At 59.1% G+C, this 23,854-nt stretch carries 20 protein-coding genes and 2 tRNA genes; 4 read left to right on the top strand and 18 right to left on the bottom strand.

Annotated elements, in window-relative coordinates; genetic code table 11:
- The first annotated feature begins 8 nt into the window (after nucleotides 1-8).
- The 3 genes from SM130_RS04210 to SM130_RS04200 are packed head-to-tail and all read left to right on the top strand — an operon-like array spanning nucleotide 9 to nucleotide 3,522.
- Complete coding sequence (locus SM130_RS04210; RefSeq protein WP_102824559.1) at nucleotides 9-2,900, top strand: DUF748 domain-containing protein; 2,892 nt, start codon at nucleotides 9-11, stop codon at nucleotides 2,898-2,900.
- A complete protein-coding gene (locus tag SM130_RS04205; protein WP_102824558.1) occupies nucleotides 2,900-3,196 on the top strand; it encodes a DUF2845 domain-containing protein in 297 nt (98 codons plus the stop codon). The genes SM130_RS04210 and SM130_RS04205 overlap by 1 nt, the downstream gene beginning before the upstream one ends.
- A gap of 17 nt (nucleotides 3,197-3,213) precedes the next feature.
- Nucleotides 3,214-3,522 (top strand): DUF2845 domain-containing protein, encoded by a 309-nt coding sequence (locus SM130_RS04200; protein ID WP_102824557.1) that lies wholly within the window; start codon nucleotides 3,214-3,216, stop codon nucleotides 3,520-3,522.
- Between the two features lie 73 nt (nucleotides 3,523-3,595).
- Here SM130_RS04200 and SM130_RS04195 read toward each other — a convergent pair whose 3' ends face one another.
- The 15 genes from SM130_RS04195 to ftsH all read right to left on the bottom strand — a co-directional run bounded on the left by SM130_RS04195 (nucleotide 3,596) and on the right by ftsH (nucleotide 18,736).
- A complete protein-coding gene (locus SM130_RS04195) occupies nucleotides 3,596-3,964 on the bottom strand; it encodes a BON domain-containing protein (protein ID WP_102824556.1) in 369 nt (122 codons plus the stop codon).
- 268 nt (nucleotides 3,965-4,232) lie between these two features.
- Nucleotides 4,233-6,338, bottom strand: a complete 2,106-nt coding sequence (gene pnp / locus SM130_RS04190) for a polyribonucleotide nucleotidyltransferase (protein WP_102824555.1) — start codon at nucleotides 6,336-6,338, stop codon at nucleotides 4,233-4,235.
- Nucleotides 6,339-6,544: 206 nt separating this feature from the next.
- Nucleotides 6,545-6,814: a 30S ribosomal protein S15 gene (gene rpsO, locus SM130_RS04185; RefSeq protein ID WP_045429687.1), complete on the bottom strand. Its 270-nt coding sequence runs from the start codon at nucleotides 6,812-6,814 to the stop codon at nucleotides 6,545-6,547.
- A 113-nt stretch (nucleotides 6,815-6,927) separates the two neighbouring features.
- Nucleotides 6,928-7,845, bottom strand: coding sequence for a tRNA pseudouridine(55) synthase TruB (gene truB / locus SM130_RS04180; protein ID WP_102824554.1), 918 nt, complete (start codon nucleotides 7,843-7,845; stop codon nucleotides 6,928-6,930).
- A gap of 2 nt (nucleotides 7,846-7,847) precedes the next feature.
- Nucleotides 7,848-8,237 carry a 30S ribosome-binding factor RbfA gene (gene rbfA / locus SM130_RS04175; protein WP_102824553.1) on the bottom strand — a complete coding sequence of 130 codons (390 nt, stop codon included), beginning with the start codon at nucleotides 8,235-8,237 and terminating at the stop codon, nucleotides 7,848-7,850.
- Between the two features lie 102 nt (nucleotides 8,238-8,339).
- On the bottom strand, nucleotides 8,340-10,841 hold the full coding sequence (gene infB, locus SM130_RS04170) for a translation initiation factor IF-2 (RefSeq protein WP_102824552.1): 2,502 nt from the start codon (nucleotides 10,839-10,841) through the stop codon (nucleotides 8,340-8,342).
- 28 nt (nucleotides 10,842-10,869) lie between these two features.
- The gene (nusA, locus tag SM130_RS04165; protein WP_102824551.1) at nucleotides 10,870-12,351 is read right to left on the bottom strand and encodes a transcription termination factor NusA; all 1,482 of its coding nucleotides are present in this window, start codon (nucleotides 12,349-12,351) and stop codon (nucleotides 10,870-10,872) included.
- Nucleotides 12,352-12,398: 47 nt separating this feature from the next.
- The gene (rimP, locus tag SM130_RS04160) at nucleotides 12,399-12,857 is read right to left on the bottom strand and encodes a ribosome maturation factor RimP (RefSeq protein ID WP_102824550.1); all 459 of its coding nucleotides are present in this window, start codon (nucleotides 12,855-12,857) and stop codon (nucleotides 12,399-12,401) included.
- 128 nt (nucleotides 12,858-12,985) lie between these two features.
- Nucleotides 12,986-13,062 (bottom strand) — tRNA-Met (locus SM130_RS04155).
- Nucleotides 13,063-13,158: 96 nt separating this feature from the next.
- Nucleotides 13,159-13,244 (bottom strand) — tRNA-Leu (locus SM130_RS04150).
- Nucleotides 13,245-13,251: 7 nt separating this feature from the next.
- The gene (gene secG, locus SM130_RS04145; protein WP_102824549.1) at nucleotides 13,252-13,635 is read right to left on the bottom strand and encodes a preprotein translocase subunit SecG; all 384 of its coding nucleotides are present in this window, start codon (nucleotides 13,633-13,635) and stop codon (nucleotides 13,252-13,254) included.
- A gap of 4 nt (nucleotides 13,636-13,639) precedes the next feature.
- Nucleotides 13,640-14,395: a triose-phosphate isomerase gene (gene tpiA, locus SM130_RS04140; protein WP_102824548.1), complete on the bottom strand. Its 756-nt coding sequence runs from the start codon at nucleotides 14,393-14,395 to the stop codon at nucleotides 13,640-13,642.
- Between the two features lie 65 nt (nucleotides 14,396-14,460).
- Nucleotides 14,461-15,798 (bottom strand): phosphoglucosamine mutase, encoded by a 1,338-nt coding sequence (gene glmM / locus SM130_RS04135; RefSeq protein ID WP_102824547.1) that lies wholly within the window; start codon nucleotides 15,796-15,798, stop codon nucleotides 14,461-14,463.
- A gap of 10 nt (nucleotides 15,799-15,808) precedes the next feature.
- Complete coding sequence (folP, locus tag SM130_RS04130) at nucleotides 15,809-16,660, bottom strand: dihydropteroate synthase (protein ID WP_102824546.1); 852 nt, start codon at nucleotides 16,658-16,660, stop codon at nucleotides 15,809-15,811.
- Nucleotides 16,661-16,825: 165 nt separating this feature from the next.
- Nucleotides 16,826-18,736 carry an ATP-dependent zinc metalloprotease FtsH gene (gene ftsH, locus SM130_RS04125; RefSeq protein WP_102824545.1) on the bottom strand — a complete coding sequence of 637 codons (1,911 nt, stop codon included), beginning with the start codon at nucleotides 18,734-18,736 and terminating at the stop codon, nucleotides 16,826-16,828.
- 637 nt (nucleotides 18,737-19,373) lie between these two features.
- Here ftsH and yhbY point away from each other — a divergent pair.
- Entirely contained in the window at nucleotides 19,374-19,685 is a 312-nt protein-coding gene (gene yhbY / locus SM130_RS04120; protein WP_102824544.1) for a ribosome assembly RNA-binding protein YhbY, read from the top strand.
- Between the two features lie 34 nt (nucleotides 19,686-19,719).
- On the opposite strand, the gene SM130_RS04115 is transcribed toward yhbY, so the two are convergent.
- Genes SM130_RS04115 through carB form a run of 3 tightly spaced genes read right to left on the bottom strand, consistent with a single transcriptional unit; the run spans nucleotide 19,720 to nucleotide 23,823 of the window.
- Nucleotides 19,720-20,151: a DUF4149 domain-containing protein gene (locus tag SM130_RS04115; protein ID WP_102824543.1), complete on the bottom strand. Its 432-nt coding sequence runs from the start codon at nucleotides 20,149-20,151 to the stop codon at nucleotides 19,720-19,722.
- On the bottom strand, nucleotides 20,129-20,605 hold the full coding sequence (gene greA / locus SM130_RS04110) for a transcription elongation factor GreA (protein ID WP_102824542.1): 477 nt from the start codon (nucleotides 20,603-20,605) through the stop codon (nucleotides 20,129-20,131). The genes SM130_RS04115 and greA overlap by 23 nt, the downstream gene beginning before the upstream one ends.
- Nucleotides 20,602-23,823: a carbamoyl-phosphate synthase large subunit gene (gene carB / locus SM130_RS04105; RefSeq protein WP_102824541.1), complete on the bottom strand. Its 3,222-nt coding sequence runs from the start codon at nucleotides 23,821-23,823 to the stop codon at nucleotides 20,602-20,604. The genes greA and carB overlap by 4 nt, the downstream gene beginning before the upstream one ends.
- Nucleotides 23,824-23,854: the final 31 nt, after the last annotated feature.

Genomic DNA, 23,854 nt, shown 5'->3' with positions numbered 1-23,854 from the left:
TTCCGGTCATGCCCAAAGGAATGAAGCGTGCGTTCACCGGCGTGGCGCTCGCGCTGATCTGCTACAGCCTGCTTGGCTTCCTGATTCTGCCGGGTATCGCCCAACGCATCGTCAATCAACAGCTGGCGGTCTATGCAACCGTACCGGCGAGCCTGCAACGTATCGAATTCAACCCGTTCAGCCTTGAGCTTTCGCTGTTCGACTTGCACATCGGCGAGCAGGACGATCGTCAGCTAGCCTTCGAGCGGCTGTTCCTCGACCTGCAATGGGATAGCCTTTGGCAGCGCACCTTGCATCTGGCGGCGGTCGAACTGTGGGCGCCGCATGTCGAAGCGCGCTTCACCCAGGATGGCACGCTCAACCTCAACCAGCTGTTCAAGGCGCCTGAGGCGGAGCCAACAACCAGCGAAGACGGCGAAATCTTTCCGCTGCGCATCGACCGACTGCAGCTCGCACACGGACACCTCGGATTCGAGGATAAGCGGCCGAGCGAGCCGATCGTCCTGATATACGACTCGCTGGACTTCGAACTGCACAACCTGGCCACTCGCAGTGATGGCAACGCCGATGCGCGCCTTACTGCCAGCGGGCCAAGTGGCGGGCGCATCGATTGGCAGGGCGACCTCAACCTGCAGCCGTTGACCTCCCGCGGTAAGCTGCAAGTCAGCAAACTGCAGCTTAAGGACCTCTGGCCCTACGTCCGCGACGCCGCACCGTTGGTGCTCAAGGACGGCAGCCTCGAACTCAGCACGAGCTATCGCCTCGATCTCCATAAAGGCTTCACGTTATTGCTGGACGACGCCAGCGCGACATTGGGGCAGCTGGCACTCGATAGCCCGGACGGGCGCAAGCTGGTCCGCCTGGAACGACTCGAACTGAGCGAAGCCGCGCTGGACCTCGCCAAGCAGCGGGTCACCATCGGCAAGCTGCGCAGCCGCAACTTGGAAACCTGGGCCGCCCGGGAAGCCGACGGCGAGCTGGACTGGCAGAAACTGTTCGCCTCCACTCCGGATAAAGCGGATGCCGCCGGGGCAGCCGCAGTGGAAGAAACCCAGCCTGCCAGCGAAACCTGGCAATTGCTGCTGCGCGACGCACAGCTACGCGACTATCGGGTGCATCTGGCCGACCGCGTTCCGGACGACGACGTCGAACTGGCGTTGGGTCCGCTGAATCTCGACATCAGCGACTTCGACAGCCTCGGCACCAGTCCCTTCTCTCTCAAACTGGACACCGGCCTCGGCAAACAAGGTGCCGTCCAGGCCAACGGCCAACTGCAGCTGAAGCCCATGAGTGGCAAACTGGCCGTGGCCACTCGGGACATCGATCTGCGCCTCGCTCAGGCCTACCTCAGCCCGCTGGTCCACCTTGAGCTGCGCAGCGGAATGCTGGCCAGCGAATTGAATATCGAGCTGCAGGACACCGAGCCGTTGGCGTTCAGCGTGCGCGGCAGCGTCGACGCAACGCAACTGCATACGCTCGACACGATAAACAACCGCGACTTCGTCAAATGGCAACGGCTGCAACTCAGCGGCCTGGACTATCGCCACCCGAGCAGTCTCGCAATCGACCGTATCGACCTGACTCAGCCGTACGCCCGTTTCATCATTAATCCGGACCTAAGCACCAACATCAACGATCTGCTGGTCGAGCGCAGCGACCCGACAAGCGCCGCGGAAAAAAAGCAGTCGCCGGAGGCCGACCCGCTGGCCATTCGCATCGGCGGAATCAACATAGCCAACGGCTCGGCGAACTTCGCCGACTTCAGCCTGCGTCCACCTTTCGTTACGGCAATCCAGTCGCTCAACGGCGATATCGGTACGCTGGACAACCGTGCACAGAAGGCTGCCTCGGTGAACATCGCCGGCAAGGTGGATCAGTACGCCCCAGTCAGCATCAAGGGCAGCCTGACACCGTTCGACCCGTTGCAGAGCCTGGACATCGCGACCAGTTTCCGACAGGTAGAACTGACTACGCTGACACCCTATTCCGGCAAGTTTGCCGGCTACCGGATCCGCAAGGGCCGCCTCAATCTGGATCTGCACTACCGGATCGAGCAAGGCCGTTTGAACGCAAAGAACAAGGTGGTTCTGGAGCAGCTGCAGCTTGGCGAGAGGGTCGACAGCCCGGACGCGGTGGATCTACCTGTGCGCCTGGCGGTGGCCTTGCTGAAGGACAGCAAGGGCACCATCTCCATTGAGCTGCCGGTACAAGGCGACCTGAACGACCCGCAGTTCAGCGTCATGCCGATCGTCTGGCAGACGCTGCGCAACCTCGTGGTACGTGCTGCGCAAGCGCCCTTCAAGTTCATCGCGGGCCTGGCTGGCGGTGGCGATACAGACCTCAGCCACATCGGCTTCCGCCCGGCCAGCAGCGATCTGGATAGTGAAGCACGCAAGTCGCTGGACACACTGGCATCGGCGCTAAAGGAGCGCCCAGGGCTGCGTCTTGAGGTTGAGGGCATGAGCTCAAGCGAAGTCGACGGCCCGTTGGTCGCCGAGCAGCGTTTGCAACAGGAGCTTCGCGAAACCCAGTACCGCATTCTCCAGCGCCGCGGTGACAAGGTTCCGGCGGACCCAGGTCAGATCCAGATCGAAGACAGCGATACGGGACCATTACTCGAAGGTATCTACCGCAGTCGGCTTGGCCGGCAACCGCCAAGCGAGTGGGCCGGACTCGATACCGAACAGCGCGCCCAGCAGATGCGCCAGGCCGTGCTCGCTTCCTGGGCTGACAACGCAGCATTGTTGCGCCGCCTCAGTCGTGAGCGTGCCGGCGCGATAAAGGGTTATCTGGTCGAGGCAGGTCTGAATTCCGAGCGGGTCTATCTGTTGGACACCGGCACGGCGGAACAGGCGAGTGACGGCAAGGTAGCGACCGTACTACACCTAGGGAGTGACTGATGACAGCGACAAGATATCTAAGCGCGTGCTTGTTATTGGCGGCCTTCACCAGCGCCCACGCCGACACCATGCGCTGCGGCAGCCAACTGGTCACAACGGGCGATCGAACCTTTGAAGTCGAACGCAAATGCGGTGTGCCACAACACCGCGATCTGGTTGGGTACACCCTGAGCCGCAACGACCGCCAAGAGTTCGCCCTGGAAGAATGGGTGTACGGCCCTCAAAACGGGATGCTCAGCATCCTGACATTCGAAGGGAACCGCCTGGTTCGAATCGAAACCCGCAGAGCCAACTGAACACAGGGAGTCAGTAGATGAATCGTCACCTAACCAGCCTACTGCTTGTTGTGTCACTGAGCAGTCTGCATGCCGAGGCGGCCTCCACCTATCGTTGCAACAGCCGCCTGGTAAGTCTTGACGCCACTACGGCAGAGGTGCGCAGCAAGTGCGGGGAGCCGGTCACCAGTGCAATGGTGGGCTACAAGGAAATCATCGACGATTACGGCTATCGGCAGGAGGTTTCGGTCGAGGAGTGGGTCTATGGGCCGAACCATGGAATGCTCCACTTCTTGCGCTTCGAAGGTAATCGGTTGCGGCAGATCGATAGCCAGCGCGGCAACTAGCCCATAAAAAACCCCGCTAAAGCGGGGTTTTTTTATGCTCCGTCCCACCACTAACTAGCGGGAAAGAACTGTATCAATCTGCAGTTTTCAGGCCGTCGGCAGCAACGTTGCGAACGCCTTTGATACCTTTGGCCTTGGCAATAGCGGCCTCTTTTTCAGCCTCGGTAGCTACGGTCCCGGACAGCGAAACAACGCCATCCTTGGTTTCCACTTCGATGTCCATGCCTGGGGTGGCACCTTCAGCCAGCAGCGTGGACTTCACCTTGGTGGTGATCCAAGTATCGGAAGCGGCATCACCGGCGTCGTCCATGGTGTTGGCGGCCAACATCACGGTGTCGGTCTTATCGATGGCAGGGGTGTTATCAGCCAGCGCGGCGCCAGCAAATGGCAGGCTAAGAGCAGCGGCAATGGCGGCAGCGGTAAGGGTCTGAGTAGTCTTCATAGATGTCACTCCTGTTCTCATGGTTTCTGGGGCATGTCTCCGGCCCCAGATGCACAGATAACAGCGCAAGCGGTGTGCCAACTACCGCCATTATTTTTATCGTTATAAAACAATCACTTATGAGTTAGGCTTTTAACAGGTCACTTGCACTATGCATGCTTGGCCGTACCGTTGCGTGCATCTTGCAAGCTTACGCAGGCAAACGCGCAATAACTGCAGCCAAACAAAAAGGGCCCGAAGGCCCTTTCTGTCAGCTACGCAGGATCGCTCAGACGCCAGAAGCTTCCGCAGCGGCAACGTCCTTGATGGACAGCTTGATACGGCCGCGGTTGTCCACGTCCAGTACCAGTACTTTCACTTCCTGACCTTCCTTCAACACGTCGGTGACCTTCTCGACACGCTGATCGCTCAACATCGAGATGTGCACCAGGCCGTCCTTGCCAGGCAGGATGTTGACGAAGGCACCGAAGTCGACGATGCGCTCGACCTTGCCAACATAGATCTTGCCGATCTCGGCCTCGGCGGTGATGCCGAGAACGCGCTGCCTGGCGGCCTCAGCAGCCTCCTTGGTTTCACCGAAGATCTTGATCGAGCCGTCATCCTCGATGTCGATCGAGGCCTTGGTTTCTTCGCAGATGCTGCGGATGGTGGCGCCGCCCTTGCCGATGACGTCGCGGATTTTATCCTGATCGATCTTCATCGCGATCATGGTCGGTGCGTTGGCCGAAAGCTCGGTACGCGACTGAGCGATGACCTGGTTCATCTGACCGAGGATGTTCTGACGCGCTTCCAGAGCCTGGCCGAGTGCGATCTCCATGATCTCCTCGGTGATGCCCTGGATCTTGATGTCCATCTGCAGCGCAGTAACGCCTTTTGCAGTACCGGCAACCTTGAAGTCCATGTCACCCAGGTGATCTTCATCACCAAGGATGTCGGTCAGGACGGCAAACTTGTCGCCTTCCTTGACCAGGCCCATGGCGATACCGGCAACCGGCGCCTTCATCGGCACACCGGCGTCCATCAGAGCCAGGGAAGCGCCGCAGACCGAGGCCATGGAACTGGAACCGTTCGACTCGGTGATCTCCGAGACAACGCGGATGGTGTACGGGAACTCGTCAGCGCTCGGCAGCATGGCAGCAACCGAACGACGGGCCAGACGCCCGTGGCCGATTTCGCGGCGACCAGTCGCACCCATGCGACCACACTCGCCCACCGAGTAAGGTGGGAAGTTGTAGTGCAGCATGAAGGGATCTTTCTTCTCGCCTTCCAGGGTGTCGAGCAACTGCGCGTCACGGGCAGTACCGAGCGTGGCAATGACCAGCGCCTGGGTTTCACCACGGGTGAACAGCGCCGAGCCGTGGGTCTTGTCGAGCACGCCGACTTCGATACTCAGACCACGCACAGTGCGGGTGTCACGACCATCGATACGCGGCTTGCCGTTGACGATGTTTTCGCGAACGGTGCGGTATTCGATTTCGCCGAAGGCTTCTTTGACTTCGCCAGCAGACGGTTGGCCTTCTTCACCGGAGAACTTGGCAACGACCTGGTCTTTCAGCTCACCCAGGCGCGCATAGCGGTCCTGCTTGATGGTGATGGTGTAGGCCTGAGAGATGGCCTCGCCGAATTCGCTACGAATGGCGCTGAGCAGCTGAGTGTTTTCAGCCTTAGGCTGCCAATCCCAGACCGGCTTGCCCGCTTCGGCCGCCAACTCGGCAACAGCCTGGACTACCACCTGGAACTCGTCGTGAGCAAAGAGCACCGCGCCCAGCATCTGGTCTTCGGTCAGCTCTTTGGCTTCGGATTCGACCATCAGTACGGCGTCTTTAGTACCGGCAACGACCATGTCCAGGCTCGAAGCCTTGAGCTGTTCGTAGGTCGGGTTCAGCAGGTAGCCGGTTTCCGGATGGAAAGCGACACGGGCAGCGCCGATCGGGCCGTTGAACGGAATGCCGGAAATCGCCAGCGCGGCGGAAGTACCGATCATCGCAGCGATGTCCGGATCGGTCTTCTTGCTCGTCGATACGACGGTGCAGATGACCTGGACTTCGTTCTGGAAGCCTTCCGGGAAGAGCGGGCGGATCGGACGGTCGATCAGGCGCGAGGTCAGGGTTTCCTTCTCGGAAGGACGCGCTTCACGCTTGAAGAAACCGCCTGGAATTTTACCGGCAGCGTAGGTTTTTTCCTGGTAGTGGACCGAAAGCGGGAAAAAGCCTTTGCTCGGATCAGCAGTTTTAGCACCGGTGACGGCGACCAGAACGGCTACGTCGTCATCGACGGTGACCAGTACGGCGCCACTGGCTTGACGGGCGATACGGCCCGTTTCGAGGGTTACGGTCGACTGACCGAATTGAAATTTCTTGATTACCGGGTTCACGGTGGTTCCTTCTCTATGTTGCCTTGGGGGAAACGTTTCTCACACCTCGCGGGCCATGCCTCGCGCGAAGCGCCTTACTCGAATTCTTGGGCAATGCAGGGTATCGAACCCGGATGTTGTCCAAAGATGTAGCTCTGAAAGGCAAAAGCTGGAAGCAGGGCGAGCCCCACTTCCAGCTTTGGCATTCAGCTTCGCACCAGCATCGCTTAGCGACGCAGACCCAGACGACCGATCAGGGTGCTGTAACGAGTAGTGTCCTTGCCCTTCAGGTAATCCAGCAGCTTGCGGCGCTGGTTAACCATACGGATCAAACCACGACGCGAGTGGTGATCTTTACCGTTGGCTTTGAAGTGACCTTGCAGCTTGTTGATGTTGGTGGTCAGCAGGGCAACCTGCACTTCCGGCGAACCGGTATCACCTTCAGCTTGCTGGTACTCGCTAACGATCTGAGCTTTTTCTTCAACGCTAAGTGCCATGATGGGCTCCTATTGTGAACAGGCCGGGACATGTCCCGTGTTAATAAAAGGATTGACCGTGCCTGCCGACAGCCACCCTTGAAACGCCACTGCCGAAGCAGCGAGCGCATCGGTCATTCCGACCGAATCAGTCGACGCGGCGCGATGCGCCCGTCTTCGCTCACTTCACCAATACCGATGAAGCGAGCAGTGTGATCCTGTACACGAACCATCCCGTACTTGGGTGCTTCAGGCGCCCGCACCGGTTGCCCATGCAGCCAGTAATAAGCGCTGTGCTCGGAGAGCTGCAATAAAGGCCAATGCTCGAGCCCGCTATCCACCGGCTGCAGAAGACCATCCAGAGCTTCGGCACCACCCTCGCCGTGCAACTGCTCCAATGTTTCGAGCGTTACCGTCTGCGTCAGGTCGAACGGGCCGGCCTGGGTTCGCCGTAGCTCGGCGACATGCGCACCGCAGCCGAGCAAGTGGCCAATGTCTTCGACCAACGTACGGATATAGGTGCCTTTGCTGCATGCAACAGCCAGTCTCGCCTTATCGCCGTCGAGCGAGAGCAACTCCAGGCGCGCAATGTTAACAGAACGCGGCTCGCGCTCCACCACTTCTCCAGCACGTGCCAATTTGTATAGCGGCTGGCCGTCTCGCTTGAGTGCCGAATACATCGGGGGCACCTGCAGGATGCTCCCGCGAAACTGCGGCAACAGCGCCTCCAGCTGCTCGATGGTGACCTCTACCGGCTTGCGCTCCAGGACTTCACCTTCGGCATCGGCGGTGGTCGTGGTGACACCCAGCTGCATGACGGTCTCGTAAGCCTTGTCGGCATCCAGCAGGTACTGCGAGAACTTGGTAGCCTCGCCAAAACACAACGGCAACACCCCTGTGGCGAGCGGGTCGAGACTTCCGGTATGCCCGGCCTTCTCTGCATTCAGCAACCAGCGAACTTTCTGCAACGCAGCATTGGAGGTAAACCCACGCGGCTTGTCGAGCAGGATGATGCCGCTGACGTTACGGCGTATACGCTTGACCTGTGCCACGCTTATTCCCCGCGCTCGTCGCTGTGCTTGCGATCTTCGGCTACCGCACGCTCGATCAACGAGCTCAGCTCGACACCGCGACGAATGCTCGCGTCGTAGTTGAAATGCAGTTGCGGAACAGCGCGCAGCTTCATGCTCTTGCCGAGCTGCATGCGAAGGAACCCGGCAGCGTCGTTGAGAATGCGTAGATTGCCCTTGACCGCTTCCTGGTCGTCATCCTGACCCATGATCGTGATGAAGATCTTTGCATGGGACAGATCGCGACTGACGTCGACAGCGGTGATCGTAACCAGGCCCAGCCGCGGATCTTTGATTTCTCGCTGGATGAGTAGCGCCAACTCGCGCTGCATCTGGTCGCCGATACGCTGGGTACGACTGAATTCTTTGGCCATAAATTTCCACCCGTTTAAAAGCCGAAAGCTGGAAGCTCGAAGCGGTCACCGCATCTCTGCGGTCACCGACTCCTTGCTTCCAGCTTTCAGATTGACGCTTGCTTACAGCGAACGAGCCACTTCGACCTTCTCGAACACTTCGATCTTGTCGCCAGCCTTGACGTCGTTGTAACTCTTCACCGCGATACCGCATTCCATGCCGGCACGGACTTCCGCAACGTCATCCTTGAAGCGACGCAGGGATTCCAGCTCACCTTCGAAAATGACCACGTCATCGCGCAGGACACGAATCGGACGGTTGCGATGCACCATACCCTCGATGACCATGCAGCCCGCCACAGCGCCGAACTTCGGCGAACGGAACACGTCGCGCACTTCGGCGATGCCAAGGATGTTCTCTCGAACATCGCTGCCGAGCATGCCGGTCAGCGCCTTCTTGACGTCTTCGATGATGTCGTAGATCACGTTGTAGTAACGCAGATCCAGACCTTCCTGCTCGACGATCTTGCGCGCACCGGCGTCGGCACGAACGTTGAAGCCGAACAGCACGGCATTGGACGCCAGCGCCAAGTTGGCATCGCTCTCGGTGATACCACCGACACCACCACCAATGACACGCACCTGGACTTCATCATTACCCAGGCTGCCGAGCGAACCCTGCAACGCCTCGAGCGAACCACGGACGTCGGATTTGAGGACGATGTTGAGCGTCTTCTTCTCTTCCTGGCCCATGTTCTCGAAGATGTTTTCCAGCTTGCCGGCATGCGCACGGGCCAGCTTCACTTCGCGGAACTTGCCCTGACGGAACATGGCCACTTCACGCGCCTTCTTCTCATCAGCAAGAACGCTGAGCTCATCGCCCGCATCCGGCGTACCGTCAAGACCGAGGATCTCGACCGGAATCGAGGGACCCGCTTCCTTGATCGGCTTGCCATTCTCGTCGAGCATCGCGCGGATACGGCCGTAGTTCGAGCCAACCAGCGCCATGTCGCCTTGACGCAGCGTACCGTCCTGTACGAGCACGGTAGCGACCGGGCCGCGACCTTTATCCAGTCGCGATTCGACCACGACACCACGACCCGGAGCAGACGGAGTAGCCGTCAGTTCGAGGATCTCGGCCTGCAGCAATACTGCCTCGAGCAGATCGTCGACACCGGTACCCATCTTCGCGGATACCGAGACGAACGGCGTATCACCGCCCCACTCTTCCGAAGTCACTTCGTGAACAGACAGCTCGCTACGAATCCGGTCCAGATCGGCACCCGGCTTATCGATCTTGTTAACCGCAACCACCAGCGGAACACCAGCAGCCTTGGCATGCTGGATTGCCTCGATGGTCTGCGGCATTACGCCATCATCGGCCGCTACGACCAGGATCACGATATCGGTCGCTTGTGCACCACGGGCACGCATGGCAGTAAACGCCGCGTGGCCAGGGGTGTCGAGGAAGGTGACCATGCCGCGATCGGTTTCCACGTGGTAGGCACCGATGTGCTGGGTAATACCACCCGCCTCACCAGCAGCCACCTTGGCGCGACGTATATAGTCGAGCAACGACGTCTTACCGTGGTCGACGTGACCCATTACAGTCACGACCGGCGCACGTGTAATCGCCTCGCCTTCGAACTTCAACAGCTCGGCCAACTGTTCTTCTAGGGCGTTGTCACTGACCAGCTTGACCTTGTGGCCAAGCTCTTCTGCGATCAACTGGGCAGTTTCCTGATCAAGAACCTGGTTGATGGTCACCGGAGTGCCCATCTTGAACATGAACTTGATGACTTCAGCTGCCTTGACCGACATCTGCTGAGCCAAGTCGCCAACCGTGATGGTTTCGCCAATGGCCACTTCACGAACGATCGGACCGGTCGGGCTCTGGAAGCCATGCGCATTGCGCTTCTTCAGCTTCGATTTGCCACGCCCGCCGCGACGGAATCCATCGGCGTCGTCTTCGCCACTGCGCGCGGTGCGCGACAGCGGTGCTTTTGCCTTCAGGGAAGGGCGATGTTGAGCCTGCTTGCGATCACGACGTTCGTCGTCATCACTGCGCGGCTTCTCGACACGACGCGGCTCTTCCTTTTTACGCTCTGGCGCAGGAGCTACAGGCTCTACTGCCGCCGGCGCCGGCTCTGCACTTACTACCGGCTCTGCTGCTGCCGCAGCCGGCGCATCGGCCTGGGGCTTAGTCGACTCTGCCTGACGGCTAGCTTCTACGTCGGCACGCTCGCGCGCTTCCTGTTCGGCCTTCAGACGGGCAGCCTCTTCGGCCGCACGCTGCTCTTCCAGCTCGCGGCGCTGTTCGGCCTCGATCTCCTCGGCACTGCGTTTGACGAAGGTCTTCTTCTTACGCACTTCGACGCTGATGGTCTTGCTGCCCCCAACCTTGAGCTTGGTAGTGGTCTTGCGCTGCAAGGTAATCTTGCGCGGCTCGTCCACTTTTGCCCCGTGGGTGCTTTTCAAATGGGCCAACAGGGCCTGTTTCTCGTTATCGGTCACTACTTGCTCGGCGCTGGTGTGCGACAGTCCTGCCTCACGCATCTGCTGAAGCAGTCGCTCGACCGGTGTGGCGACCACTTGGGCCAGTTCTTTCACCGTGACTTGCGTCATGCATTTCTCTCCTCAGGCCGCTAATTACTTACTCGAACCAATGGGCTCGGGCGGCCATGATCAGCTTGCCGGCACGCTCTTCATCGATGCCGTCTATGTCGAGCAGATCGTCTATAGACTGCTCGGCCAGGTCTTCGCGGGTGATGACTCCCCGCACGGCCAACTCGACCGCCAGTTCTTTATCCATGCCTTCGAGTGCCAGCAGATCTTCAGCCGGCTGAGCGTCTGCAAGCTTCTCCTCGTTAGCGATGGCCTTAGTCAGCAGGCGATCTTTGGCCCGCGTACGTAGCTCATTGACGATGTCCTCGTCGAAGCCTTCGATGCCAAGCATTTCCTCCATGGGGACATAGGCAATCTCTTCGAGGGAGGTAAAGCCCTCTTCCACCAACACCTGAGCCAACTCCTCATCGACGTCCAGCTCTTCGACAAAGTTGCGCAGAATGTCGCCGGTTTCTTCCTGCTGTTTGGCCTGGATGTCCGCTTCGGTCATTACGTTCAGCGTCCAGCCGGACAGCTGGCTGGCCAGACGCACGTTCTGACCACCACGGCCAATCGCCTGAGCCAGATTATCCTCGGCAACTGCGATATCCATGGCGTGCGCATCTTCGTCGACGATAATCGCCGCGACTTCAGCGGGCGCCATCGCATTGATGACGAACTGTGCCGGGTTCTCGTCCCACAGGACGATATCGACGCGCTCACCACCAATTTCGCCCGAGACAGCCTGAACGCGCGAACCGCGCATGCCGATACAGGCACCCTGCGGATCAATGCGCTTGTCCTTGGAGCGAACGGCGATCTTGGCACGCGAGCCCGGATCACGAGACGCGCCCATGACCTCAATGAGGCCCTCGGCGATCTCCGGCACTTCGATGCGGAACAGCTCGATCAGCATTTGCGGCGCAGTACGCGACAGGATGAGCTGCGGACCGCGATTCTCGGTGCGAATTTCCTTGAGCAGTGCACGAACACGGGCACCGACGCGGAAGGTCTCACGCGCGATGATGTCCTCACGGGCGAGCAACGCTTCGGCGTTGTTGCCCAGATCAACGATGACACTGTCGCGGGTGACTTTCTTGACCGTACCGGAAATGATTTCGCCCAGGCGATCACGGTAGGCCTCTACCACTTGCGCACGCTCGGCCTCACGGACCTTCTGCACGATCACTTGCTTGGCGGTCTGCGCGGCGATACGGCCGAATTCGATGGATTCGATCTTTTCTTCGAAAACCTCACCGAGCTTGGCGTCGGGATTACGCTCCTGAGCCTGATCCAGAGCCAGCTGATGGGCTGGATCGTCAAAATGCTCATCGTCGACCACGGTCCAGCGACGGAACGTTTCGTAACTGCCGTTCTGGCGATTGATTTCTACACGCAGATCAACTTCATCCTCGTAGCGCTTCTTGGTAGCTGTGGCCAAGGCCAGCTCCAGCGCTTCGAAAATTACACTCGCCGGTACGCCCTTTTCATTGGACACCGACTCCACAACCAGCAGTACTTCTTTGCTCATCGTACGCCTCGCCTTTCGCAATCCATTGGGATCCGCGGGATCCGCTCTCAGTCAAAACGGGGAATGATGTTGGCCTTATCGATCATGTCGATAGGCAACAGGTATTCATGGTCGTCTACCAGCACCACGACATCCTGCTCTTCCACCCCACGGAGAAGACCCTGGAAATTGCGCCGGCCCTCGAAGGGCGAGCGCAGCTTTATTTTTACTTGGTCACCGACATGGGCCGAGTACTGTTCAGTGGTGAACAGTGGGCGATCCATACCGGGAGAAGAAACCTCAAGGGTGTAATCCACGCTGATCGGATCTTCCACGTCGAGCACACCACTCAATTGACGGCTGACCTTCTCGCAGTCGTCGATGAGGATGCCATCGGCATGGTCGATATAGACTCGCAGCAATGAATGCCGCCCCTGGGAAATGAACTCGATACCCCAGCACTGATAGCCAAGCGCCTCAACCACCGGGGCCAACAAGGCCTGCAACTGTTCTAGCTTGCTCGACATCGAAGTCCCTCGCGCATGCTGTACAAATGAAAAATGGGCGAAACGCCCATCCCTTTTGATCGCCTGTAAATGCCGGCGACCTGGCTTCAAGCTAATAAAAAGCCCCTGTACAGGGGCTTTTTATTGACTGGTTGCGGGGGCTGGATTTGAACCAACGACCTTCGGGTTATGAGCCCGACGAGCTACCAGACTGCTCCACCCCGCGTCAAACTGGGCACGAATTATACGACTCGCGCCTAATACAGGTCAACTTAAAACCCTTAAAACACAAGAAAGCCCGCACTAGGCGGGCCTGCTTGTTTGGTACCGAGGAGGGGACTCGAACCCCTACAGCCTATGGCCACTACCACCTCAAGGTAGCGTGTCTACCAATTCCACCACCTCGGCAAAAACCTTATTGCCCTTTTTCTACTTCAGGCAGATCGCCCGCAGCATCTGCCGGCTTGCGCTGCTCGAGCACCGGCACATCTTCTACAGCAGGCTTACTTACCGGCACTTCCAAAACCGCCGGATCCGGCAACCCCGCCTGGGACAACTGATCAGCCTGCTGCTTTGCAAAGAACGCCAAACCGAGACTAGTCAGGAAAAAAACGCCGGCCAGTATAGCAGTAAGACGACTCAGAAAGGTAGCAGAACCTTGGCTTCCGAAAACGGTAGCCGAAGCGCCCGACCCGAAAGAAGCACCAGCATCCGCACCTTTGCCCTGCTGCAGCAGCACCAGCGCAACAACACCTAGAGCAACCAGCAGATGCACCACAATCACAACAGTCTGCAACATCTGATCAGTTCCCCGCGGCGCGACAGATCGCGCCAAATTCATCCGCTTTCAGAGAGGCTCCACCAACCAGCCCCCCATCAATATCCGTCATCGCGAATAGCTCAGCGGCATTGTCCGCCTTGACGCTGCCGCCGTACAAAAGCCTAACGCCCTCGGCGATCTGGCGATCTTGACGCGACAACTGCTCTCGTATGGCAGCATGTACTTCCTGGGCCTGCTCAGGGGTTGCGGTCAAGCCAGTACCGATCGCCCATACAGGCTCGTACGCAATCACCGCAGACTTGAACGCCGACACACCGTGATCATCCAGCACTTGCGCCAATTGACGCCCGACCACTTCCAGTGTCTTGCCAGCCTCACGCTCATCGAGCGTTTCACCCAAACACAGCACAGGCTTCAAACCACCCTCCTGCGCTGCCAAAAACTTGCGACTGACCACCTCGTCCGTCTCACCCAATACCAGGCGACGCTCGGAGTGACCAACCAGAACCCACTCACAGCCAACCTCAGTAAACTGGTCTGCTGACACCTCTCCGGTTAGCGCCCCGAAGCCATTCTGCACCGCACAATCCTGGGAACCGACAGCAATACGCTCGCCATCTATGCCACCCAGAACCTGAGAGACATGCAGGCAGGAGGGGAACACCGCAACTTCGACGCCTGCAGGAAATGTCTGCAAGCGGAGAGACTCGATAAGCTCTGCGACGCTAGCGCGGGTACCGTTCATTTTCCAGTTACCAGCTACCATGGGGCGACGCATGCTTTACCTCATCGGTCAAAGTGGGCGCAGATGTTACTCAACAGAAAACGACCTGGCAAGCGCGATTACGCACAAACTTCAGTGACAACCTTGGCAAGCTCTTCCGCCATGCCGCGCACCTGACTTTCGTCATCGCCCTCGACCATGACTCGCACCAGCGGCTCGGTGCCGGACTTGCGCAAGAGTACGCGACCTCGCCCCCCCATGCGCTCGGTAACACTGTCGCAAGCAGCCTGCACGCTAGGGTGCGAGATAGGGTCCCGATCACCAGCAAAACGCACATTGATCAGTACCTGAGGGCACTTGTGCCACGCCAGTCGCTCCTGAGCCAACGTTTGCTCGCGCCGACGAAGCGCCAGCACGACCTGCAACGCCGCAATGATCGCATCGCCCGTAGTGGTGTGCTGAGCACAGACGATATGCCCGGAATTCTCACCGCCCAAAGCCCAGCCCCGATCAAGCATTTCTGCGATCACATAACGATCCCCGACCTTGGCCCGCGTGAACGGGATTTCCCGCGCCTTCAGGGCGAGCTCGAGTCCAAGGTTGCTCATCAGCGTACCCACCACCCCACCGGACAGTCGATCCCGCTCCTGCAGGTCAGTAGCGATGATATAGAGCAACTCGTCACCATCCACCATGGCGCCCGTGTGATCGACCATCATCACCCGATCACCATCACCATCAAAGGCAATACCCAGATCGGCGCCGTGCTCCACAACGGCCTTCTGCAGCTGCCCAACATGGGTGGAACCCACATCAGCATTGATGTTCAGCCCATCCGGCTGCGCGCCAATCACTATCACCTCAGCGCCCAGCTCACGAAAGACACTGGGCGCGACTTTATAGGTCGCGCCATGCGCACAATCGACCACCAGCTTCAATCCGGAAAAATCGGTACTGGTAGGCACACTGCTTTTACAGAACTCGATGTAGCGTCCCGCTGCGTCATTGATACGCGACGCCTTACCCAGCTGGGCCGACTCAACCACCGTCATCGGCGCATCGAGCAGCTCCTCTATCATCAGCTCCACTTCATCTGGAAGCTTGGTGCCGCGGCCCGAGAAGAATTTGATGCCGTTATCGTGATGCGGGTTGTGGGAGGCACTGATGACGATGCCAGCCTCCGCATGGAAAGTACGCGTCAGATAGGCGACAGCCGGCGTTGGCATGGGACCCAGTAACAGCACATCAGCGCCAGCTGCGGACAAACCCGCCTGCAGCGCCGATTCGAACATGTAACCCGAGATCCGCGTGTCCTTGCCGATCAGAATCCGGCACTTGCCCTGCTTGCGAAATGCCATGCCGGCGGCCCAACCCAGCTTCAGCATAAAGTCAGGCGTGATCGGAGGTTGCCCGACGTGACCGCGAATGCCATCGGTGCCGAAATACTTTCTAGTCATATTGTCTTCCCTATTCCGCCGCCTGCACTGCAGCAATCATTCGAACCACATCAACTGTCTCGGCAACATCGTGAACGCGCACGATCCGAGCGCCTTTGCTCACGGCAAGGGCCGCCAGCGCCAGGCTGCCATACATGCGTCCATCGACTGCGCGCCCCAGCACCGCCCCGACCATGCTCTTGCGCGACACGCCAACCAATAACGGTCGACCTAGACGGTGAAGGGCCTCCATGTGCCGGAACAGCACAAGATTATGCGACAGCGTCTTGGCAAAGCCGAAGCCGGGATCAAGAACTATCCGGTCAGCGGGAATTCCCGCTGCAGCGCAGGCAGCCATTCGCTGCTCGAGAAATGAACAGACCTCATCAATCACGTCGTCGTAGCGGGGGTCGTCCTGCATATTGCCCGGCTCGCCACGCATGTGCATCAGACAAACCGGCAAGCCGGCATCAGCGGCCGCATCCAACGCACCGTCGCGCTGCAGTGCACGTACATCGTTGATCAATCCCGCACCTAAACGAGCGCATTCGCGGATAACGGCAGGTGTAGAAGTATCTACCGAAACCACCACATCCAGCTCTCGAGCGACCGCTTCGACGACTGGCGCAACGCGCTCCAGCTCCTCGGTAGGCGATATAGAACGTGCACCGGGTCGCGTGGACTCGCCGCCTATATCGATCAGCGTAGCCCCAGCAGCCACCATCGCCTCGGCATGCTGTACAGCTGCGTCACGCTCGGCGAAGCGGCCACCATCAGAGAAAGAGTCAGGGGTGACATTGAGAATACCCATCACCTGGGGACGGGATAGATCAAGCACTCGACCACCGCAGACAAGTCGAGAGAGGAAAAACGAATCGGTCATTTACAAGCCTTGAGCGTTCAGGCCGGACGCGCAAGCCAGGGGCCCCACGCCGACTGCACCACCATGGCGCAACAGGCTGGACAATTTACACCAGAAGGGGCGCCTATGCGCCCCTCCTGGTTACAGACCATCATGTTGGCTGGTGAACTCACCAGATCCGCGACCTTAGTGCTCGCCAGCAGGGCCGCCGATCGGGGTTTGCGGACGACTGTCATCCGGAACAACCGGCGTGCCGGATGCTCCCGAACCACCTTCCCAATCACGTGGCTCACGCGGCGTGCGCCCAGCCATGATGTCGTCGATCTGCGGCGCATCGATGGTTTCGTACTTCATCAACGCCTCAGCCATCGTGTCGAGCTTGTCGCGGTTGTCAGTCAGAATTTGCTTGGCCGTGCCGTAGCAGCGATCAATGATGCTGCGCACTTCCTCATCAATCAGCTTCGCGGTTTCCCCGGACACGTTGGAATGTTGACTGCCAGCACTGCGACCAAGGAACACCTCGCCCTCCTCTTCGGCATACATCAACGGTCCGAGCTTTTCCGACAGGCCCCATTTGGTGACCATATTCCGAGCCAGCTGCGTTGCCCGCATGATGTCGTTCGACGCACCGGTGGTGACACCCTCGAACCCCAGAGTCATTTCCTCAGCGATACGACCACCGAACAACGAGCATATCTGACTGATCAGTGCGCGTTTCGAGAGGCTGTAACGGTCTTCTTCCGGCAAGAACATGGTGACGCCGAGCGCCCGACCACGCGGAATGATAGACACCTTGTAAACGGGATCATGCTCGGGAACCACCCGACCAACGATGGCATGACCTGCCTCATGGTAAGCCGTATTGAGCTTCTCCTTTTCCGACATGACCATGGACTTGCGCTCGGCGCCCATCATGATCTTGTCTTTGGCCAGCTCGAACTCTTTCATCTCGACCACACGCTTACCGGCACGGGCAGCAAACAGCGAAGCCTCGTTGACCAGGTTAGCCAAGTCGGCACCGGAAAAGCCCGGCGTACCGCGCGCAATAACGGCCGGAGCAACGTCTTCACCCATGGGCACTTTGCGCATATGTACTTTGAGGATCTGCTCGCGACCACGGATATCCGGCAGGCCAACAACCACCTGGCGGTCGAAACGGCCCGGACGCAGCAAGGCAGGGTCAAGCACGTCAGGACGGTTGGTGGCAGCGATCACGATGATGCCGTCGTTCATTTCGAAACCATCCATCTCAACCAGCAACTGGTTGAGAGTCTGCTCACGCTCGTCATGACCACCACCCATGCCCGCACCACGATGGCGGCCTACGGCATCGATCTCATCGATAAAGATGATGCAAGGCGCGTGTTTCTTGGCTTGCTCGAACATGTCACGCACACGGGATGCACCGACACCGACGAACATTTCCACAAAATCTGAACCGGAAATGGTGAAGAACGGCACCTTGGCTTCGCCAGCAACTGCCTTCGCCAAAAGAGTTTTACCGGTACCTGGCGAGCCAACCATCAGCACACCACGCGGGATGCGTCCGCCAAGGCGCTGAAACTTGCCCGGGTCGCGGAGGAACTCAACCAGTTCGTGGACTTCTTCTTTTGCTTCATCGCAGCCAGCAACATCGGCAAAGGTCGTTTTAACCTGATCTTCCGAGAGCAGGCGCGCCTTGCTCTTGCCGAAGCTCATCGGTCCACCCTTGCCGCCCGCCCCGCCCTGCATCTGGCGCATGAAGAACATGAACACGGCAATGATCACGAGAATCGGGAAGCTCGCAACCAGCAACTGGGTCCAGATGCTCTGCTGCTCGGGCTGCTTGCCTTCGATCAGCACATTATTATCGAGCAGGTCACCGATCAGGCCGTTGTCCTGAATCGCCGGGCGAATGGTCTTGAAGGTATCGCCTTCGCTGCGCTTGCCGATGATGACGAAGCCATCGACAGTCACGCGCTCGACGCGCCCTTCTTTGACTTGCTCGAGGAAGTCCGAGTAGTTCAGCGTCTGTGGCTCGCTCGGGCTGGAGAAGTTGTTCATCACCGTGACCAGGACGGCGGCGATGATCAGCCACAGGATCAGGTTTTTTGCCATGTCGTTCAAATTAACTACCCTCTGGAGCAAACCCGTTGTCTGCAGGCCCGCATGACGGCCGATTGGTTGCTCGGCCTAACTTACTACACAACGTACTGAAACTGGCAGCCGGTCTGTAACCCTATGAAACAGCGTAGCCCTTGTAGCGCGGGGCCGTCCATTCGACTGAAGCCTGTCTGATAGACCGCCAGATATGGCATTTTGCACCGAACGCCGCGCCACTTCTGCTTGCATGTGAAGCATCTAACCACGCACGCCACTTGCAGAGCGCCTTGCGTGCGCTTTTCCAATACCCGTCGCCCTTCCCAGGCACGTCGAATCACGAGCCGCGGAATATCCCGAGGATAAAACGCGGTGCCAGCATCGCGACAAATTTCGCGTTTTTTACGCGTGAACGCAGCGGGCTAATGCGCGCCTACATTCATATTGGGGCCATCTTGTGAATCACAAGTCCGCCAGAGCACTCAGCGATCACAAACCGATGCTCCGCGAAACTGGTCGGCTGAGAAGATGACGGCTTGGGCACGGCAACATCAGCACGACGAAAGGCGCCAAGCTGATGGCTTACCTGTGCGACGTTCAACCTGTCGGGTACACTAGCCGCCGTTTTCAAGGCTTCTGACGCAAGGGTCGAAATATGCCGCTCACCAACGAGCAAAAGAAACAGTACAAATCCATCGGCCACCACCTGAAGCCGGTTCTCATCGTGGCCGAGAACGGACTGACCGAAGGCGTTCAAGCCGAACTCGAGCGAGCCCTGAATGATCACGAACTGATCAAGATCCAGTTCCGCCTCGCAGAGCGCGAAGATCGTCGCGCTCTGATGGAAGTGCTGTGCAAGAACGGCAAGTGCGAGCTGGTACAAGCCATCGGCAAGATGGCATTGGTGTATCGCAAGAATCCGAAGCCGAACAAACAGCTTTCAAACATTCACCGCTTCCAGGCTTGAGATCGTTTTGCGGCAGACGCAAGTCTGCCGCCTCTCAATGCTCGCGACCGGGCGGCGGCTGCAGTACCAGCATCAGTCCGCAAAGCGCCATGGCCAGAAAGCTGAAACTGGCCCAGTAGAGCGATTCGAACCAGCCAGCTCGCATCAGCAACTGACTGCCCGCGAGCAGCATCACTGCCAGCAAAAGCTGGCCACGCACGTCGCGCCACAAGCCGTGCAAACCCGTCACTTGAATCAATACAAGCACCTGCAGCGCACCACAGATCGCGGCAAAGCCGACAAGCAATGGCCTCAGATTGCCGGCAATCTCCTCGACCAGCAACGGCGCCAGCCCGATGCGCCCAAGCGCGGGCAGCACCATGAACTGCAGCAACCACAAGCCACCAACCCAGAACGTCTGGGCCAGTTGCCAGGTGATGATGCCAGCCCGCGCGGGCTGCCGGTCAGAGATGGCGGACTTCGACAATCTCGTACTCAATCACGCCGCTGGGCGTCTTGACGGCCACAACGTCGCCTTCTTCCTTGCCAATCAGTGCGCGCGCAATCGGCGAACTCACCGACAGCTTGCCCTGCTTGATATTCGCCTCATCGTCACCGACGATCTGGTAGGTCACTCGCTCATCTGTCTCGACATTGGCGATTTCCACGGTGGTGCCGAAAATCACCTTGCCAGTATGGGCAATGGTGGTGACGTCGATGATCACCGCATTCTGCAGACGCCCTTCGATATCGCGGATACGCGCCTCGACCATGCCCTGCTGCTCGCGCGCAGCGTGGTACTCGGCGTTCTCCTTGAGGTCACCGAGCTCGCGCGCGGTGCCAATATCCTGGCTGAGCTTAGGACGCACCACCTTGGTGAGGTGCGCATGCTCTTCTTCCAGGGCGCGCGCGCCCTGGACGGTCATCGGGTATTTAGTCATGCGTTGATTCCTGCATGCAGGTCCTGCAGCCGGCGCACGGTCTTCTCGGGACCGAATTTCAGCGCCTCACAGATCGCCTGCCCCGCCGCGATGGTGGTGGTGCAGTAGATTTTGTGCTGCAGGGCGTTACGACGAATGGAATAGGAGTCAGCGATCGACTGACGACCTTCAGTGGTGTTTATGATCAGGGTGACTTCGTCATTCTTGATCATGTCGACCACATGCGGACGGCCCTCGGTCACCTTGTTGACGCGGCGCACAGGCAGACCCGCCGCCTCGATCAGCTTGGCAGTGCCGGCAGTGGCCACCACTTCAAAGCCCAGGCCAATCAGATCACGCGCCACACCCGCTACCAACGGCTTGTCGTCGTCACGCACACTGATAAAGGCCACACCAGCATTCGGCAGGATTTCGCTAGCGCCCGACTGGGCCTTGGCAAAGGCTTCGCCGAAGGTATCGCCCACGCCCATCACTTCACCGGTGGACTTCATTTCTGGGCCGAGGATCGGGTCGACGCCTGGGAACTTGGCGAACGGGAACACCGCTTCCTTGACGCTGAAGTACGGCGGGATGATTTCGGCGCTGTAACCCGCTTCTTCGAGCGTCTTGCCGGCCATGACACGCGCGGCCACCTTGGCCAGCGAGACGCCAACGCACTTGGAGACAAACGGCACGGTACGCGAAGCACGCGGGTTCACTTCGATGACGAAGATGTCCTCGCCCTGCACAGCCATCTGCACGTTCATCAGGCCGACCACATTGAGCTCCAGGGCCATCTTCTTGACCTGATCACGGATCTCGTCCTGGATGTGCATCGGCAGCGAGTACGGCGGCAGCGAGCAGGCGGAGTCACCGGAGTGCACGCCGGCCTGTTCGATGTGCTGCATGATCGCGCCGATCACCACAGTTTCGCCGTCGCACACCGCATCCACGTCCACTTCGATGGCGCAGTTGAGGAAGTGGTCGAGCAGCACCGGGCTGTCGTTGGAGACTTTTACCGCTTCGCGCATGTAACGCTTGAGCTCGTCTTCCTGGTAGACAATTTCCATTGCCCGACCGCCCAGCACATAGGACGGACGCACCACCAGCGGGTAACCGATGGTCTTGGAGTGAGCCAGGGCTTCGTCTTCACTGCGCGCGGTGGCGTTGGCCGGCTGGCGCAGGCCAAGGCGCTGAACCATTTGTTGGAAGCGCTCACGGTCTTCGGCGCGGTCGATAGCGTCCGGACTGGTGCCGATGATTGGCACGCCGGCTTCTTCCAGGGCGCGGCAGATTTTCAGCGGAGTCTGGCCGCCGTACTGCACGATCACACCCTTGGGCTGCTCGACGCGGACGATTTCCAGCACGTCTTCCAGGGTCACAGGCTCGAAGTACAGGCGATCAGAGGTGTCGTAGTCGGTGGAGACGGTTTCCGGATTGCAGTTGACCATGATGGTCTCGTAGCCGTCTTCACGCAGCGCCAGGGCGGCGTGCACGCAGCAGTAGTCGAACTCGATGCCCTGGCCGATACGGTTAGGACCGCCACCGAGGATCATGATTTTGTCGCGGCTCGACGGATTGGCCTCGCACTCTTCCTCGTAGGTCGAGTACAGGTAAGCGGTGTCGGTCGCGAACTCGGCAGCGCAGGTGTCGACGCGCTTGTACACCGGCAGCACCTTGAGCTTGTGACGGTGGCTGCGCAGGTTCTTCTCGGTCACACCCAGCAGTTTGGCCAGGCGAATGTCGGAGAAGCCTTTGCGCTTGAGCGTGTACATCGAGTCGCGATCAATGCTGGACAGCGCCAGGGTCTTGATGCGCTCTTCGTCCTTGATCAAGTCTTCGATCTGAACCAGGAACCACTCATCGATATTGGTCAGCGCAAAGACATCAGCCACGGTTTTACCCGCACGGAAGGCATCGGCGATGTACCAGATACGGTCAGCGCTGGGCACGGTCAGCTCGCGGCGTAGGGTGCTCTCGGCTTCAGGATCGGCCAGGTCGAGTTTTTCATCGAAACCGGCTACGCCCACTTCCAGACCGCGCAGGGCTTTCTGCAGGGATTCCTGGAAGGTGCGGCCGATGGCCATGACTTCACCGACCGACTTCATCTGGGTGGTCAGGCGGGCGTCGGCTTTCGGGAATTTCTCGAAGGCGAAACGCGGGATCTTGGTCACGACGTAGTCGATGGCCGGCTCGAACGAGGCCGGGGTACGACCGCCGGTGATGTCGTTGCTCAGCTCGTCGAGGGTGTAACCCACCGCCAGCTTGGCGGCGATCTTGGCGATCGGGAAGCCGGTGGCCTTGGAGGCCAGCGCCGAAGAACGCGACACGCGCGGGTTCATCTCGATCACGACCATACGGCCGGTGTTCGGGCAGATGCCGAACTGCACGTTGGAGCCGCCGGTTTCCACGCCGATCTCACGCAGCACCGCGAGCGATGCGTTACGCAGGATCTGGTATTCCTTGTCGGTCAGGGTTTGCGCTGGCGCCACGGTGATCGAGTCACCGGTGTGCACGCCCATCGGGTCGAAGTTCTCGATGGCGCAGACGATGATGCAGTTGTCCTTCTTGTCGCGGACCACCTCCATCTCGTATTCCTTCCAGCCGATCAAGGATTCGTCGATCAGCAGTTCGCTGGTCGGCGACAGATCGATACCGCGGGCGCAGATTTCTTCAAATTCTTCGCGGTTGTAGGCAATGCCGCCGCCAGTACCGCCCATGGTGAAGGACGGACGGATGATGCAGGGGAAGCCGACCTTCTCCAGCACCGCATAGGCTTCTTCCATGTTGTGGGCGATGCCGGAAACCGGGCAGGCCAGGCCGATGTCTTTCATCGCCTTGTCGAAGCGCGAGCGGTCTTCAGCCTTGTCGATGGTGTCGGCATTGGCACCGATCATCTCAACGCCGAACTTCTCCAGCACGCCGTGTTTTTCCAGATCCAGTGCGCAGTTCAGCGCAGTCTGGCCGCCCATGGTTGGCAGCAGAGCGTCGGGCCGCTCCTTCTCGATGATCTTGGCCACGGTGGCCCACTTGATCGGCTCGATATAGGTGGCGTCGGCCATCGACGGGTCGGTCATGATGGTGGCCGGGTTGGAGTTCACCAGGATGACGCGGAAGCCTTCCTCTTTCAGAGCCTTGCAAGCCTGAGCACCGGAGTAATCGAACTCGCACGCCTGGCCAATGACGATGGGGCCGGCGCCGAGGATGAGGATGCTTTTGATATCTGTACGTTTTGGCATTTTCTTACTCTCGAATCCTTTGGTCAGTCGA

The organism is Stutzerimonas stutzeri (genome assembly GCF_038561965.1).
Lineage (GTDB): Bacteria > Pseudomonadota > Gammaproteobacteria > Pseudomonadales > Pseudomonadaceae > Stutzerimonas > Stutzerimonas stutzeri_AA.
Note: the sequence above shows the minus strand (reverse complement) of the source record. Positions and strands in the feature narration are given on the sequence as shown.

Excerpts from the sequence above, each read along its gene's own strand:
- SM130_RS04210 (WP_102824559.1), top strand. The coding sequence starts at position 9 with ATGCCCAAAGGAATGAAGCGTGCGTTCACCGGCGTGGCGCTCGCGCTG.
- SM130_RS04205 (WP_102824558.1), top strand. The coding sequence starts at position 2,900 with ATGACAGCGACAAGATATCTAAGCGCGTGCTTGTTATTGGCGGCCTTC.
- SM130_RS04200 (WP_102824557.1), top strand. The coding sequence starts at position 3,214 with ATGAATCGTCACCTAACCAGCCTACTGCTTGTTGTGTCACTGAGCAGT.
- SM130_RS04195 (WP_102824556.1), bottom strand. The coding sequence starts at position 3,964 with ATGAAGACTACTCAGACCCTTACCGCTGCCGCCATTGCCGCTGCTCTT.
- rpsO (WP_045429687.1), bottom strand. The coding sequence starts at position 6,814 with ATGGCACTTAGCGTTGAAGAAAAAGCTCAGATCGTTAGCGAGTACCAG.
- rbfA (WP_102824553.1), bottom strand. The coding sequence starts at position 8,237 with ATGGCCAAAGAATTCAGTCGTACCCAGCGTATCGGCGACCAGATGCAG.
- infB (WP_102824552.1), bottom strand. The coding sequence starts at position 10,841 with ATGACGCAAGTCACGGTGAAAGAACTGGCCCAAGTGGTCGCCACACCG.
- nusA (WP_102824551.1), bottom strand. The coding sequence starts at position 12,351 with ATGAGCAAAGAAGTACTGCTGGTTGTGGAGTCGGTGTCCAATGAAAAG.
- rimP (WP_102824550.1), bottom strand. The coding sequence starts at position 12,857 with ATGTCGAGCAAGCTAGAACAGTTGCAGGCCTTGTTGGCCCCGGTGGTT.
- secG (WP_102824549.1), bottom strand. The coding sequence starts at position 13,635 with ATGTTGCAGACTGTTGTGATTGTGGTGCATCTGCTGGTTGCTCTAGGT.
- tpiA (WP_102824548.1), bottom strand. The coding sequence starts at position 14,395 with ATGCGTCGCCCCATGGTAGCTGGTAACTGGAAAATGAACGGTACCCGC.
- glmM (WP_102824547.1), bottom strand. The coding sequence starts at position 15,798 with ATGACTAGAAAGTATTTCGGCACCGATGGCATTCGCGGTCACGTCGGG.
- folP (WP_102824546.1), bottom strand. The coding sequence starts at position 16,660 with ATGACCGATTCGTTTTTCCTCTCTCGACTTGTCTGCGGTGGTCGAGTG.
- ftsH (WP_102824545.1), bottom strand. The coding sequence starts at position 18,736 with ATGGCAAAAAACCTGATCCTGTGGCTGATCATCGCCGCCGTCCTGGTC.
- yhbY (WP_102824544.1), top strand. The coding sequence starts at position 19,374 with ATGCCGCTCACCAACGAGCAAAAGAAACAGTACAAATCCATCGGCCAC.
- greA (WP_102824542.1), bottom strand. The coding sequence starts at position 20,605 with ATGACTAAATACCCGATGACCGTCCAGGGCGCGCGCGCCCTGGAAGAA.
- carB (WP_102824541.1), bottom strand. The coding sequence starts at position 23,823 with ATGCCAAAACGTACAGATATCAAAAGCATCCTCATCCTCGGCGCCGGC.